Annotated in this window: 13 protein-coding genes; all 13 read right to left on the bottom strand. The window is 66.7% G+C overall.

Annotated features, from left to right (window positions below; genetic code table 11):
• Position 1: 1 nt before the first annotated feature.
• The 13 genes from AABM56_RS13425 to AABM56_RS13365 all read right to left on the bottom strand — a co-directional run bounded on the left by AABM56_RS13425 (position 2) and on the right by AABM56_RS13365 (position 13,418).
• Positions 2 to 619: a DUF1989 domain-containing protein gene (locus AABM56_RS13425; RefSeq protein ID WP_133860910.1), complete on the bottom strand. Its 618-nt coding sequence runs from the start codon at positions 617 to 619 to the stop codon at positions 2 to 4.
• Between the two features lie 8 nt (positions 620 to 627).
• Positions 628 to 1,476, bottom strand: coding sequence for a transporter substrate-binding domain-containing protein (locus AABM56_RS13420; protein ID WP_263259163.1), 849 nt, complete (start codon positions 1,474 to 1,476; stop codon positions 628 to 630).
• Between the two features lie 200 nt (positions 1,477 to 1,676).
• Positions 1,677 to 2,561 carry a MurR/RpiR family transcriptional regulator gene (locus tag AABM56_RS13415; protein WP_133860908.1) on the bottom strand — a complete coding sequence of 295 codons (885 nt, stop codon included), beginning with the start codon at positions 2,559 to 2,561 and terminating at the stop codon, positions 1,677 to 1,679.
• A gap of 130 nt (positions 2,562 to 2,691) precedes the next feature.
• A complete protein-coding gene (locus AABM56_RS13410) occupies positions 2,692 to 3,399 on the bottom strand; it encodes a FadR/GntR family transcriptional regulator (protein ID WP_133860907.1) in 708 nt (235 codons plus the stop codon).
• Positions 3,400 to 3,463: 64 nt separating this feature from the next.
• Positions 3,464 to 3,802, bottom strand: a complete 339-nt coding sequence (locus AABM56_RS13405; protein ID WP_133860906.1) for an L-rhamnose mutarotase — start codon at positions 3,800 to 3,802, stop codon at positions 3,464 to 3,466.
• A 39-nt stretch (positions 3,803 to 3,841) separates the two neighbouring features.
• Complete coding sequence (locus AABM56_RS13400; RefSeq protein ID WP_133860905.1) at positions 3,842 to 4,852, bottom strand: zinc-binding alcohol dehydrogenase family protein; 1,011 nt, start codon at positions 4,850 to 4,852, stop codon at positions 3,842 to 3,844.
• 111 nt (positions 4,853 to 4,963) lie between these two features.
• Positions 4,964 to 5,980 carry an aldo/keto reductase gene (locus AABM56_RS13395; protein WP_133860904.1) on the bottom strand — a complete coding sequence of 339 codons (1,017 nt, stop codon included), beginning with the start codon at positions 5,978 to 5,980 and terminating at the stop codon, positions 4,964 to 4,966.
• Positions 5,981 to 5,994: 14 nt separating this feature from the next.
• A complete protein-coding gene (locus AABM56_RS13390) occupies positions 5,995 to 6,939 on the bottom strand; it encodes an ABC transporter substrate-binding protein (RefSeq protein WP_133860903.1) in 945 nt (314 codons plus the stop codon).
• 30 nt (positions 6,940 to 6,969) lie between these two features.
• Positions 6,970 to 7,956, bottom strand: coding sequence for an ABC transporter permease (locus tag AABM56_RS13385; RefSeq protein WP_347883349.1), 987 nt, complete (start codon positions 7,954 to 7,956; stop codon positions 6,970 to 6,972).
• Between the two features lie 36 nt (positions 7,957 to 7,992).
• Positions 7,993 to 9,543: a sugar ABC transporter ATP-binding protein gene (locus AABM56_RS13380; protein ID WP_133860902.1), complete on the bottom strand. Its 1,551-nt coding sequence runs from the start codon at positions 9,541 to 9,543 to the stop codon at positions 7,993 to 7,995.
• Positions 9,544 to 9,894: 351 nt separating this feature from the next.
• Entirely contained in the window at positions 9,895 to 11,130 is a 1,236-nt protein-coding gene (locus AABM56_RS13375; RefSeq protein WP_263259165.1) for an MFS transporter, read from the bottom strand.
• A gap of 48 nt (positions 11,131 to 11,178) precedes the next feature.
• Positions 11,179 to 12,249, bottom strand: a complete 1,071-nt coding sequence (locus tag AABM56_RS13370; RefSeq protein WP_133860900.1) for a sugar phosphate isomerase/epimerase — start codon at positions 12,247 to 12,249, stop codon at positions 11,179 to 11,181.
• A 2-nt stretch (positions 12,250 to 12,251) separates the two neighbouring features.
• Positions 12,252 to 13,418, bottom strand: a complete 1,167-nt coding sequence (locus AABM56_RS13365; RefSeq protein WP_133860899.1) for a Gfo/Idh/MocA family protein — start codon at positions 13,416 to 13,418, stop codon at positions 12,252 to 12,254.
• Between the last annotated feature and the right edge of the window lie 21 nt (positions 13,419 to 13,439).

The following is a 13,439-nucleotide window of genomic DNA, read 5'->3' as shown; positions in this document are numbered from 1 at the left end:
CTCAGGCGGGAGTGGGGGCGGTGTCGGCGATGCGGATATCAATGGGCGTCACGTGCAGGCCATTGCCCGGAATGATGTCCTGCGGACAGGAGGACACGGCGCAGACCAGGTCCTTGAGTGCCCGGAACACCACGTGATCGCCTGCCTTGCTCCTGGGGTCGGTGACCTGCATGCGGCCGTCGGCGGTTACCGGTCCGTTCTGGAACAGGTTGAAGGGCTCCGGCACGTTGACCGCCAGCAGGCCGTAACCGGCCAGGCCTTCGTGCAGGTTGTCCAGGCAGTTACGGTGGCCATCCACACCGAAATCGACGCTGAAGCGGGTCGGATCGCAGGCGGGCACGTTGGCATCGTGGACGCCAATGGTGTCGGCGATCACTTCCAGCAGCGGCTCGTCGGCGGTGGAGTAGAGGCAGTCGCCGACCGCGAAGAACAGCGAATTGAGCCGGCGGCGGGTGTGCACCGGGGACAGCTGCTCCTCCAGGCGGCCCCGCACGACGGCGACGAAGTCCGCCGCCTGCTGACCGTCGGTGTCGATGATGGTGAGGTACTGGCCGGCACGGATCTCGAAAGTCCGGCCGTGCCCGGCCGGGACGTGCACGTGATGGGTTGGGCAAGGCATGGGAAGACTCACTGGCGGGGGATGAAGTCGGCGGTGGGCAGGTCGAAGCTGACCCCGAGATAGCGCTGTTGCAGCGTTTTCAGTTCGCCGGATTGCTCGAGGGCGATGATTTCATCGCTGATCACCTTGTTCAGGCGCGCGTCGCCCTTGCGGGTGGCCCAGCTGATCCACTGGCTGTCACCCAGTTCGCCGACCTGCTTGACCTTGCCGGGCAGCTGCTTGGTCAGACCGCCCAGCACGGTGAGATCGTCGAAGACGAAATCGGCGCGGCGGGTCATGAGCGCGGCCAGGGTCTGGTCGACGCTGTCGACACTGATGATCTTGATCGGCGGGAGCTGCCGCGCCTTCAGTTGACCGTTGAACTGCTTGAGCAGCTGTTCAGGCGCGGTGGTGGCCTTGACCGCAGCGGTCAGGCCGGAAAGGGCTTCGACGGTCAGCGGGGTGGCCGTCACCCGGGTCTCGTCGGCCCGCACCAGGACCGCGTTGACGCTCTTGCCGAAGGGCACGGTGAAGAGAACCTTGGCGGCGCGCTCGGCGGTAACGTTGAGCGAGGAGCCTTCGGCGTCGACGGAGCCGGCGATCAGCGCCGGGATGATGCCGCTGAAGGCCATCTTCTGGTATTCGAGCGCGACGCCCAGGCTGGCGGCCACCCGCTGCATGATTTCCGGTGTATAGCCAACGATGGTGCCGCTGGCGTCCGTGTACTCGTAGGGCGCGAAGGTGGGATCTATGGCCACCACCAGCTTGCCGCGGGCTTTCACGTCATCGAGGGTATCGGCGCTGGCAGCGCCCAGCAGGCCGAGCCCGAAGGCCAGGGCGGAAAGCGTCATGGCACAGCGGTAAGCAAGAGAGGTCATGGGAGCGCCTAGGTCGGAGGGGTGACCCAGGCCTCATCGCAGAAAGCATGCCATCTCGGGCGGCTGCCGTAGCGAGCGCCGTAACCCCTTGAAGAAACTAATGTTTCTTTTTAAATGTATTGGAAACTTTTGTTTCTTATGTTTCGGGACGGATTCGCTCCGCTGCCTTTATCCGGTGCATGACGAATTGAAATGGTGCGTCAGCGGGGGTTGTCCAGCTCTTCCAGTTGCTGGTGCAGACGCTCGGCGGTCTCCAGGTGGGAGATCTTGCGGCCAGTCAATTCCTTGCCGACCAGGGAGCACAGCAGATTGGTGATGGCCGAGACGCTGCTGTTGCTGTCGAACATCAGGGTGCTTTCGGTGTGGCAGCGGATCACCCAGTTCGCCAGCTGAGCGGGGCTACCGGCCAGGACATCGGCCAGGTAGAGCATGCGGACCCCCAGCTGGCCCATCACGGCCATGGTCTTCTCGAGTTGCGGCATCCTTCGCCGCAGCCCGATGCAGATGGCGACATCGTCCGGCCCCAGGCTGGCGAGATATTCGGCCAGGCTGTCGCCGGGTGAGGGCAGCAGCAGGATGTCGCCGCGGACCTGGATCAGATGGCTGCGGACCATGTGGGCGATGGTCTGGCTATGCCGAAAGCCGATGATGACCACCCGCCGGGCACCGACGATGGCATGCACGGCGGCGAAGAGTTCGTCCTGATTCAGCGACTGATAGGTCTGCCGGACGTTGGCCAGTTCCTGCTCCAGATGATGCTGCAGGAGGTCATCGACCGTGCGCTCGGCGGCGCCACGGTCCTGCAGATAGAGCGGTGAGCCCTCTCCACGCAGCGTCCGGGCCTGGCGCCGGGCTTCTTCGTAGGAGGCATAGCCCAGCGTACGGAAGAAGCGTGTGGCGGTGGCCTTGGAGACGCCGGCACGGGTGGCTAGCTCGGTGGCGGTCTGCATGGCGAGCTGGCCAGGCGCGGCCAGGATCACGTCGGACAGCTTCTGCTCCACGACCGACATCTGTTCGTAGCGTGCCTTGATTCGACTCTCCAGGGAGGTGGGTGGCGGTAGCCGAGTCTGGTCGGATGGCAGCATCGAGCGGCTCTGGTCTGCGAAGGGAGGCTGCAGTCTAGCGGCAAAGGCGTTGCCGAGCGTAGTGCTCCCAGGTAGCCGCCGACGCTGGCGGTGCGGCAGGTATTGAGCCAGGCCCGCGGACGCGGCGTCCTCAATCCTCGCTGGAGGCGAAGCCCTCGAGCCAGCGCGCTTCCGAACAGAGCAGGTGGTGGCGCATGGCTGTCTGGGCACCGATCAGGTCGCGGGCTTCCACCGCGCGCAGGATGGCTTCGTGTTCGGCCACGGCGACGCCCCAGGTCTTCTGGCTTTCGGTCTGCTCGGCGACGTGGGTGGAGAGGGGGCTGTGACGCTCGTCGAACAGCGAGGTGATGATGCGTACCAGCGTGGAGTTGCCGCTCATCCGGGCCAGGCGGCAGTGGAACTTGCGATCGTCCTCCATGGGCGAAAGTCCCTGGGCGATCTTGTCGCTCATGTTCTGGATGCACTTCGCCAGGTAGCGGTAATCGGCCTTGCCACCCAGGGAACAGGCCAGCACGATGGTCGCGCCCTCGATCATGGCCCGGGCGTGCATCAACTCCGAAGGACTTTCGCCAAGGGTGGAGGTCCGGGCGCCATTGTTCAGCAGCGCGGCGTTCACATAGATCCCGGAGCCCTGGCGGACCTCGATGCTGCCTTCGATTTCCAGGGCGATCAGGGCTTCGCGCAGCGACGGCCGGGAGACGCCCAGCAACAGCGCCAGGTCGCGCTCCGGCGGCAAACGGGCGCCGGCTTCGATGGCGCCCTCGCGGATATGCTGGCGCAGGCGATCCGCGATCTTCTGGTAGAGCTTTCTTTCGGTGGTGGCAGTGGGCAGCGTCATCGATGAAACCTGCATCTTCAAGGGCTTCAGTATCTCATGGGCTACCCGGTTCGGCGCCAGCGGCTCAGGGCAGGGCGGCCAGCTCGAACAGCGGGGTCGCCAGCTGCCATTTCTCCGATCCCGCCTGGGGCGAGGACAGCTGATAGCGCGCCATCAGGGTTTCCCATTCCTGGATCCTGGGATTGCGCTGTTCCAGCTCGTGCAGGCGGTCGAAGGAGAAGTCCGGTCCGGCTTCGAGCAGCATGGTCAGCCGACAGCCGAGGCGCCAGATGGTCATGTTGGCGACGCCGGCTTCGCGCAGATGGGCGATGACCTCGGGCCAGACCGCCGCGTGCTGGCGTTCGTATTCGGCGATGAGCGCGGGGTCGTCCCGCAGGTCCAGCAGCAGACAGTAGCGTGTCATGTTCTCGCTCCTCGGCCGGTGCTGGCCGATCAGACCCGTTCAGATTTCGACGATGGCTTTGACGACGCCGCGGGCCGGGTCCAGTAGCTCCGCGAAGCGGGTGGGGAGTTCGGCCAGTTGCAGGCGGTGGGTATTGAGTGCCGCGTCCGGGATCAGGCCCTCGCGCAGGCAGCGCTCGACATGCTGGAAATCCTCGGCGGTGGCGTTGCGACTGCCCAGCAGGGTGGTCTCGCGCTTGTGGAACTCGGGATCGGCGAAGCGGATGTGATCCTTGACCACCGAGATCAGCACATAGCTGCCGGCATGGGCGACGAATTCGAAACCCCGCTCGATCGCGCGGGCGTTGCCAGTGGCGTCGAACACCACGTCGAAGAAGTCGCCGTCGGTCAGCCGCGCCAGTTCGTCCTTGTCGCCGTCACCGACGGTGACCGTGGCCGCGACCTGCAGGTGCTGGCGACAGAATTCCAGGCGATCGCTGCGGGTGTCCAGGACGGTGACCTGGGCCCCGGCGATACCGGCGAAGATCGCCGCCGCCATACCGATGGGCCCGGCGCCCACCACCAGCACGCGCTGTGCCTGGCCCAGGCCCGAACGGCGCACGGCATGGGCGCCGATGGCGAGAAATTCCACCATGGCCGCCTGGTCGAGGGTGAGGCCTTCGGCCTTGAAGACGAAGCGGTCGGGCAGACTGAGGTATTCGGTGAGGGCGCCGTCGCGATGCACGCCCAGGACCGCGATCCTGGTGCAGCAGTTGGTCTTACCCTGGCGGCAGGCGATGCACTGGCCGCAGGACAGGTAGGGCACCACATAGACGATGTCCCCCGCCTGCAGACGCCCGCTGTCGTCGGTTTCCTCGACGACGCCGGAGATCTCGTGGCCCATCACCCGTGGGTATTCCAGATAGGGCTGGTTGCCTTCGTAGATGTGCAGGTCGGTCCCGCAGACGCCGACCCGGCGGATACGGATCAGGGTTTCGCCAACGCCACGGGCGGGCTTGGGGGTATCGCGGGAGACCAGCAGGCCGGGTTTTTCACAGATGACGGTCAGCATAGGAAGACTCCGCATCGCTCGGGATGCACATTGGATTCATGGTGCGGCGCGCGCCGGGAATGGCAGCCAGCGTCCGGCGCCCGGGAGCGGGGCGGCAAGGGCTGTGCAATTTCATGCCGGGGCTCCTGCCACGGGGGCATCGGCGTCCAGCAGGCCGCGCTGCTTGAGGGTGCTCCAGAAGGCCGCCGGAATGGGCGTCTGCAGCCAGGCCAGGTTGCTGGCCACCTGCTCGGCGCTGCGCGCGCCGATGACCGCGGAGGCGACCGCCGGATGCGCCAGGGGAAATTGCAGGGCCGCGGCGGCCAGCGGGATCGCGAAATCGGCGCAGACAGCCTGCAGGGCCCGCACCTTGGCCACCACCGCTGGCGGCGCGGCGCCATAGTCGAAGTGCTGGCCACCGGCTAGGATCCCGGAGTTGAACACCCCGCCGGCGACGATGGCGTGGCCCTGGGCCAGGCAGCGATCGAGCAGAGGTCTCAGGCTCTCCTGCTCCAGCAGGGTGTAGCGACCGGCCAGCAGGGTGCAGTCCAGCGGGCACTCGTCGAGGCTGTCGACCACGACCTCCCATTCGTTGACGCCCAGGCCGATGGCCTGGATCTGGCCTCCGCTGCGCAACTCCTCCAGCGCGCGGAAACCGCCGCCGCGGGTCAGCGCCTGCCAGTGCCGGTCATGCCGCTCGCCATGGGTGCGGTGGCCGATGTCGTGCACATAGAGGATGTCGATCCGCGCCAGCCCCAGTCGCTGCAGGCTGTCTTCATGGGACCTGAGGATGGCGTCGTAGCTGTAGTCGTAGACCGGCTTGAAGGGCAGTGGCCGGGCCCAGCCGTCGTCGTTGGCGCGCTCGCTGCCGTTGGGCGCGAGCAGCCGGCCCACCTTGCTGCTGAGCACGACGTCATCCCGCGGCAATTCGTCGAGAAAGGCCCCGAGGCGATGCTCCGAGCGGCCATAGCCATAGAAGGGCGCCGTATCGAAATAGCGGATGCCCTGCTGCCAGGCGCCGGCCAGGGTGTCGACGGCCTGCTGCAGGGGCATGTCCCGGTACAGTCCGCCCAGCTGGGAGCAGCCGAGCCCGAGCACCGGCAGGGCCAGCGGGCTTTTCGCCAGGGGACGCCGTTCGGAGAGATTCATCGCCAGGCCTCCGCTCAATAGAGCACGTTGCGTGCGTCAGGGCTGTCCAGGTTGGCCTTGTCGATGAGCAGGACGCCGGTGTCGATGAACTTGGGCACCTTCTGCTTCTCGATGACCTTGATCACCGTGGCGACCGATTCCAGGCCCATGCGATAGGAACTCTGCACCACGATGGCGTCCAGGGTGCCGTCGCGCACGAAGCCCTGCAGGTCTTCGTTGCCGTCGAAGCCGATGGCCTGCAGCTTGCCGGCCTTGCCGGACTGAGCGATGGCCCGGGCCATGCCGACCGCGGTGGGTTCGTTGGCGCCGTAGATGCCCTTGAGGTCGGGATTGGAGGCCAGGACGTCGGTGGTCTGGTTGAGGGCGTTGGCCATCTGCGACTGGGAATAGAAGGGGCCCACCACGGTCAGCTGCGAATGCTGCTCCAGGTATTTGCGGAAGCCGCCGACCCGGCCCGTTTCCGAGCCGGTGCCCGGCACATAGGACATGATGGCGATCTTGCCGGTCTTGCCGACCTTCTCGATCATGCGCTGGGCGGACAGCTCGCCGGCCTTGTTGTTGTCGGTGGAGAGAAAGGACTGGTAGTAGGGCGCGCCGCTTTCCGCCACCGAGGAGTCGATCAGCACCACCGGGATATGGGCTTCCCAGGCCTGCTTGATGGCCGGCACCAGGGCGTCCGGGTCGGACGGCGCCAGCACGATGCCCGAGACGCCGCGGTTGACGGCATTGACCACCATGTTCACCTCGTCGGCGATCGCCGATTCCGAGGCCGGTCCCTGGAAGGTGACCTTGTAGCTGGTGTGTTGCTTGGCCGTCTCCTGCACGCCCTTCTGCACGTTCTGCCAGTAGTTGGAGTTGGCACTCTTGACGATGACGGCGATCTCGCCGTTACCGGCCAGCGCCAGGGAGGTCGCGGCGGAGAGGGCGACACCCAGGACCACTTTCTTGAAGTTTTTCATCGGTCGTTCCTTGTTGTTGTTATCGAGGGTTCACTTCTTGCGGTTGCGGAGCTGGTCGATACAGACGGTAAGCAGGATCACCAGGCCGATGATGATCTGCTGGGTGAAACTGGAGACGCCGAGCATGTTGAGGCCGTTGCGCAGCACGCCGATGGTGAAGGCGCCGATCAGGGTGCCCGACACGCTGCCGATGCCACCGGAGAGCGAGGTGCCGCCGATCACCGCGCTGGCGATGGCGTCCAGTTCGTACATCACCCCTTCGTTCGGCTGGGCGGTGACCAGGCGCGACATCAGCACCGCGCCGGTCAGGCCAGCCAGCACGCCGGACAGCACATAGGTGAAGAGGGTGACCGCGCGCACCTTGACCCCGGAGAGCCTGGCCGCTTCGGCGTTCGAGCCCACGGCATAGATGTGGCGGCCCAGGCGGGTGCGGCTGAGCACCAGCCACAGGGCGATGGCCAGGACGATCATGATGATCACCGGGTAGGGGATGCCCGGAAAGATCACGTTGGGAAAGCCGTCGTCGCCGATGCGTTCGATGCGGCCCAGGGTACCGTTGCCGAGCACGCCAAAGGCCGCGCCGAGGCCGGAGATGGGTTGGGCATCGGTCAGTCGCAGCGCCAGGCCGCGGGCTACCAGCATCATGCCCAGGGTGGCGATGAAGGGCGGCAGCTTGACCAGGGTCACGAACAGGCCGTTGATCGCGCCGCAGATCCCGCCGACGATCAGGCCGACCAGGATGCCCACCTCGATGGACGCCCCGGCCTTGACCGCCATGGCGTTGGCCACGCCGGCCAGGGCCAGCACCGAGCCCACCGAGAGGTCGATGCCGCTGGTGATGATCACCGCCGTCGCACCCAGGCCGAGAAAGGCGATGGAGGTGACCTGCAAGGCCACGCTCATGCCGTTGCCCATGGTGAGGAAGGCACTGCTCATGGAGGAAAACACCGCGATCAGGGCCAGCAGGCTGACCAGGGCGCCAAACTTCTGCAGAAATTCTTTTTGTTTTTCGGTCATTTCTCTGTCTCGCTCGACACGCGTGGCGAGCTGCCGTCAGTGCGACGTGCAGCCGGAGGCGTAGTGCATGATCTGGTCCTGGGACGTGGCCCGGGTCTCGACATCACCGGTCAGGCAACCTTCGTGAAAGACCAGGATCCGATCGCTCATGCCCAGCAATTCCGGCAGCTCCGAACTGATCAGGACGACGCCGATGCCCTGGGCCGCCAGCTGGTCCATCATTTCGTAGATGGCGTACTTGGCGCCGACGTCGATGCCCCGGGTGGGCTCGTCGAAGAACATGATCCGGGCGTCCCGGAACAGCCATTTGCCGATGATGATCTTTTGCTGGTTGCCGCCCGAGAGGTAGCGGGTGACCTTGTCGATCGAGGGCGTGCGGATGTCCAGCCGCCGCACGTAGTCCTGGGCGACCCGCGCCTCCTCTTTGAAGCGGATGAAGCCCAGCGGCCCGCAGAGGGCATCCAGATTGGCCAGGGTCAGGTTGTGCGCCAGGGTCATCTTGACCGCCAGGCCGTCCTTCTTGCGGTCCTCGGACAGGTAGGCGATGCCCTGGTCGATGCCGTCGCGCGGACTGCGGATAGTGACCGCGCGGCCGTTGATCTCCACCTCGCCGGCATCCAGCCGATCGGCGCCAAAGATCGCCCGGGCGATCTCGGTGCGCCCGGCGCCCATGAGGCCGGCGAAGCCGAGGATCTCGCCGCGGCGCAATTCGAAGCTGATGTCCTGAAAGGCCCCCTTGCGGGCCAGGCCTTGCGCCCGCAACAGTACCTCGCCGGTGGGCACCGAGGTGCGCGGCGGAAATTTCTCGTCGAGGGAGCGCCCGACCATGCCCGCCACTATGGCGTCGACACTGGTGTCGGCAAAGCGCTGGGTGGAGACGTAGCGACCGTCGCGCAGGATGGTCACCCGGTCGACGATGTGGCGCATCTCGTCCAGCCGGTGGGAGATGTAGAGCATGCCGACGCCACGCGCCTTGAGGTCCTGGATGACCTTGAACAGCGCCTGGGTCTCGCTTTCGGTCAGCGAGGAGGTCGGTTCGTCGAGGATGAGCACCCGGGCGTCCAGCGACAGTGCCTTGGCGATCTCCACCATCTGCTGCTGGGCCACCGACAGCTTGGCCACCGGGGCGCGGGGGCTGATGGCCACGCCCAGGCGGGCCAGGCAGGCTTCGGTGTCCGCCTGCATCTTGCGTCTGTCGATCAGGCCGAAGCGCGCCGGCTCGCGGGCCAGGAAGATGTTTTCCGCCACCGTGAGGTGGGGCACCAGGTTGAGTTCCTGGTGAATGATGGCGATGCCGACATGCTCGGCTTCCGACACGGACTTGAAGTGCCGCTCTTCGCCCAGGTAGCGGATCCGCCCCGCGTCCGGCGGCTGCTGGCCGCTGACGATCTTCATCAGGGTGGACTTGCCGGCGCCGTTCTCGCCGCAGATGGCGTGGACTTCACCCGGGTAGAGGCTGAGGCTGACGTCGTCGAGGGCCACGACGCCGGGAAAGCGCTTGGAAATGTTTTCGAGCGTCAGGCAGGGCGCGGGCGCGGCCGGTACGGGGCCGCCACCTTCGCCGCCGGGCGATGGGGTATCCAGCATGGTGCTCTCTCTTTTTGTTGTTCTAGGGTCGTTGCCCTATGTGAGATCCATGGCAGGGAAAGCTACACCCCCGTTTGGATGCCTGGCAAGACCAATTTGATTTTTTAGAATTGGTCTTGCCAGATATCCGAACGGGTTAGTGAAGACGTCAGTGCGCAAGGTCGGTGATGGGTGATGGACGGACCAGGCGTTCAGCGGGGCGTGGCTTGGTGGAGAGACTGGTGCGGGAGGGAAACGGAAAGGGCAGACCAACAGGCGCAACGTCTGGTCCATGGGTCCATCTGAAGTATCTGGGGAAAGGCGCTTTGGGTGGCCCGACGCTATTCAGGTCGGGCCACCGCCCGAGAGGTCCTAGCGCACGGGCGCAGCCGCGCCGGCACGCGCCGGGCGGGCGTCGCGGAAGCTGACCAGAAAGGCCAGCAGCACGCCAAGGGAGAACACCGCCGGGAACAGCCAGATGCCCTGCCAGTCGTGGCCGGCGGCGCTGGCATAGTGATCCGAGACCATCCCGGCCACCCGGAAGCCGACCAGCATGCCCACGCCGTAGGTGGCCAGGGTGATCAGGCCCTGGGCCGCACTCTTGTTCGCTTCGCCGGCCTTGGCGTCGGTATAGATCTGCCCGGACACGAAGAAAAAGTCGTAGCAGACCCCATGCAGGGCGATGCCGAGCAGCAGATAGGCGAGGGCGTCACCCTGGGCACCCAGGGCGAAGCAGCCATAGCGCACCGCCCAGGCCAGCATCCCCACCAGCAGGGTGCGCTTGAGGCCGAAGCGGCGGATGAACAGCGGCAGGAGCAGCATGAAGCCCACCTCGGACACCTGGCCGAGGGTCATCATGCCGGTGGGGTTGGCCACCCCCAGCTCAGCGAGAAAGAGGTTGGCGTTCTGGTAGTAGAAGGCCAGCGGAATGCAGATCAGCACCGAGGCGGCAAAGAACACCGCGAAGCTGCGGTCCTTGAGCAGGCGTAGGGCGTCCAGGCCGAGCATCGCGCCCAGTCCGCCGCGGGTGGCCGGCAGCGGCGCGGTGCGCGGCAGGCTGAAGCTGTAGAGGCCGAGGAGGAGGGAGGCCGCGGCGCCGAGCAGGAAGGTGTTGCGCAGGGCGCCGGCGGCGATGCCGCTGCGGCTGTCCCAGGCGAAGACGAAGCTGATCGCCAGGCCGGCGGCGATCCAGCCCAGGGTGCCCCAGACGCGGATCCTGGCGAACTGCCGGGCCGGATCGGCCAGGTGGCGGAAGGCCACGGAATTGGCCAGCGCCAGGGTCGGCATGTAGCAGAGCATGTAGGCCAGCACCAGCGGATAGAAGGTGTTGAAGTCGGCCGCCGCATAGAGCTGGTAGAGCAGCACCGCACCGGCCAGGTGCAGCAGGCCGAGGATGCGCTCGGCGTTGAAGTAGCGATCGGCGATCAGGCCGATCACGAAGGGCGCCAGGATCGCGCCCCAGGACTGGGTGGCGAAGGCCTGGCCGATCTGGCCGCCATTGGCCCCCAGGGTGTTGCCGAGAAAGGTCGCCAGGGTGACGAACCAGCTGCCCCAGATGAAGAACTGCAGGAACATCAGGGTGCTCAGGCGAAGCGAAAGTGCGTTCATCGTCGTTTCCTTATTGTGGGTTATGTGACGAAAAAACGAAGGGGGGCCTTACTCCAGGCCGAGCATTCGCCGATTGCGCGCCGGATCGGCCTCGCTGCCGGCGAAGTCGTCGAAGGCGCGGGTGGTCGGCTGGATCAGGTGACGCTGGATGAAGGGCGCCCCTTCCGCCGCGCCCTGGGCTGCGTCCTTGAGGCAGCACTCCCATTCCAGCACCGCCCAGCCGTCGAAGCCGTACTGGGTGAGCTTGCTGAAGATGGCGCCGAAATCGACCTGGCCGTCGCCCAGAGAACGGAAGCGCCCCGGCCGCTCGGCCCAGTCCTGGTAGCCGCCATAGACGCCGCTGCGCGCATCGGGACGGAATTCCGCGTCCTTGACGTGGAACATGCCGATGCGTGCGTGATAGCGGTCGATGAAGCCCAGGTAGTCCAGCTGCTGCAGGACGAAATGGCTGGGGTCATAGAGGATCCGCGCCCGGGGATGGTCGTCGACCGCTGCCAGGAAGCGCTCGAAGGTGGCGCCGTCGTGCAGGTCCTCGCCGGGATGCAATTCGAAGCAGAGGTCGATGCCCTCTTCGCCGTAGACGTCGAGGATGGGGCGCCAGCGACGGGCCAGCTCGGCGAAGCCCTCGTCCACCAGACCCGCCGGACGCTGCGGCCAGGGATAGACATAGGGCCAGAGCAGGGCGCCGGAAAAGCTCGCCACCGCCTTGAGACCGAGGCGGCGGCTGGCCTTGGCGGCCAGCTTGAGCTGCTTGACTGCCCAGGCCTGGCGCTCTTCCGGGCGGCCGCGCAGTGCCGGCGGGGCAAAGGCGTCGAAGGCCTCGCTGAAGGCCGGATGCACGGCGACCAGTTGTCCCTGCAGGTGGGTGGAGAGTTCGCTGATGGCCACTCCGGCGTCGGCGCACTGCCCGAGCAGTTCGTCGCAGTAGTCCTGGCTGGCGGCGGCGCGCTCCAGATTCGGGCACTGCGGGCCCAGCGTCGGCAGCTGGATGCCCCGGTAGCCGAGGTCCGCCGCCCAGCGCGCCAGATTGGGCAGGGTGTCGAAGGGCGGCTGGTCATCGAGAAACTGGGCGAGAAAGATCGCCGGGCCCTTGAGGCCGGGACGAGCGTTGGCGGCCATGTTCAGGCTCCTGGGGTCGGTAAGGGGGTCCAGGCGCCCTGGCGCCGATGGCTGGCCAGGGCGGTTTCGATAAAGGCCAGCCCGCGCCAGCCCGTATGGATGCCAGGCAGGCCCGGCGCGGGATCGGCGGGATCGCGAATGGCCGCGGCCAGCTGGCGATAGAGATTGGCCAGGGCTTCGAGATAGCCCTCCGGGTGCCCGGCGGGCAGGCGCAGGCGCTGCTGGGTGCCGGCACTCAGCCAGGGCAGACCGAGGCCGGCGCGCAGGTCCTGCGGCGGTTGGTCGAGGCTGCGCTGTAGCAGGCTGTTGGGTTCCTGCTGCCGCCATTCCAGACTGCCGCGCTCACCGTAGAGGCGGATGCGCAGGCCATTTTCCTCGCCGATGCAGACCTGACTGGCCAACAGGCTGCCGCTGGCGCCCGCGGCGGTTTCGAACAGCACCATGACATCGTCGTCCAGCCGCCGACCGGGCAGGTGGCTGCGCAGCTGGGCACTGAGACGGGTGATGGGCTGGCCGCCGATGAATTCGGCGAGGCTGAAGGCATGGGTGCCGATGTCGCCCAGGCAACCGCCCGGGCCGGAGGCGGCCGGATCGTCGCGCCAGGCCGCCTGCCGATTGCCGGTGGCGGCCAGGTCCTGGGCGAGCCAGCCCTGGGGGTATTCCACATGGATCTTGCGCAGGGCGCCCAGCTCTCCGCGGGCGACCCGCTCGCGGGCCTCCCATACCAGCGGATAGCCGAGGTAGCTGTGGGCCAGGGCGTAGCGCAGGGGCAGGGCGGCCAGCGTGTCCGCCAGGCGCTGTACCTCGGCCAGCGAGATGCCTGCGGGTTTTTCCGAGAAGACGTGGAAGCCGGCGGTCAGGGCTGCCTGGGCGATGGGCACATGGAGGTCGTTGGGCGTGACGATCACCAGCAACTCGACCCGCTGCTCGGGGGGTAGCCGGGCTTCATCGGCCAGCAGGGTCTGCCAGGAGGCATGGACCCGCGCGGGCGCCAGACCGAGTTCCCGTCCAGTCGCGCCGTTGTTGGCGGGATCACGGCTGAAGGCGCCGCAGACCAGTTCGAGCGCGCCATCCAGGGCGGCTGCGCGCCGGTGGGCCGCGCCGATGAAGGCGCCCTGGCCGCCACCGATCATGCCGTAGCGGACCTTGCCGCCGGTTTCCGCCTGCATCCTCTTACCCTCGGTTTATTG

The organism is Pseudomonas aestiva (assembly GCF_039908605.1).
Classification (GTDB): Bacteria; Pseudomonadota; Gammaproteobacteria; order Pseudomonadales; family Pseudomonadaceae; genus Chryseomonas; species Chryseomonas aestiva.
This window is presented reverse-complemented; position numbering and strand designations above follow the sequence as displayed.

Bases quoted from the DNA above. Each gene is read 5' to 3' on its own strand.
- AABM56_RS13425 (WP_133860910.1), bottom strand. From the start codon at position 619: ATGCCTTGCCCAACCCATCACGTGCACGTCCCGGCCGGGCACGGCCGG.
- AABM56_RS13420 (WP_263259163.1), bottom strand. From the start codon at position 1,476: ATGACCTCTCTTGCTTACCGCTGTGCCATGACGCTTTCCGCCCTGGCC.
- AABM56_RS13415 (WP_133860908.1), bottom strand. From the start codon at position 2,561: ATGCTGCCATCCGACCAGACTCGGCTACCGCCACCCACCTCCCTGGAG.
- AABM56_RS13410 (WP_133860907.1), bottom strand. From the start codon at position 3,399: ATGACGCTGCCCACTGCCACCACCGAAAGAAAGCTCTACCAGAAGATC.
- AABM56_RS13405 (WP_133860906.1), bottom strand. From the start codon at position 3,802: ATGACACGCTACTGTCTGCTGCTGGACCTGCGGGACGACCCCGCGCTC.
- AABM56_RS13400 (WP_133860905.1), bottom strand. From the start codon at position 4,852: ATGCTGACCGTCATCTGTGAAAAACCCGGCCTGCTGGTCTCCCGCGAT.
- AABM56_RS13395 (WP_133860904.1), bottom strand. From the start codon at position 5,980: ATGAATCTCTCCGAACGGCGTCCCCTGGCGAAAAGCCCGCTGGCCCTG.
- AABM56_RS13390 (WP_133860903.1), bottom strand. From the start codon at position 6,939: ATGAAAAACTTCAAGAAAGTGGTCCTGGGTGTCGCCCTCTCCGCCGCG.
- AABM56_RS13385 (WP_347883349.1), bottom strand. From the start codon at position 7,956: ATGACCGAAAAACAAAAAGAATTTCTGCAGAAGTTTGGCGCCCTGGTC.
- AABM56_RS13380 (WP_133860902.1), bottom strand. From the start codon at position 9,543: ATGCTGGATACCCCATCGCCCGGCGGCGAAGGTGGCGGCCCCGTACCG.
- AABM56_RS13375 (WP_263259165.1), bottom strand. From the start codon at position 11,130: ATGAACGCACTTTCGCTTCGCCTGAGCACCCTGATGTTCCTGCAGTTC.
- AABM56_RS13370 (WP_133860900.1), bottom strand. From the start codon at position 12,249: ATGGCCGCCAACGCTCGTCCCGGCCTCAAGGGCCCGGCGATCTTTCTC.
- AABM56_RS13365 (WP_133860899.1), bottom strand. From the start codon at position 13,418: ATGCAGGCGGAAACCGGCGGCAAGGTCCGCTACGGCATGATCGGTGGC.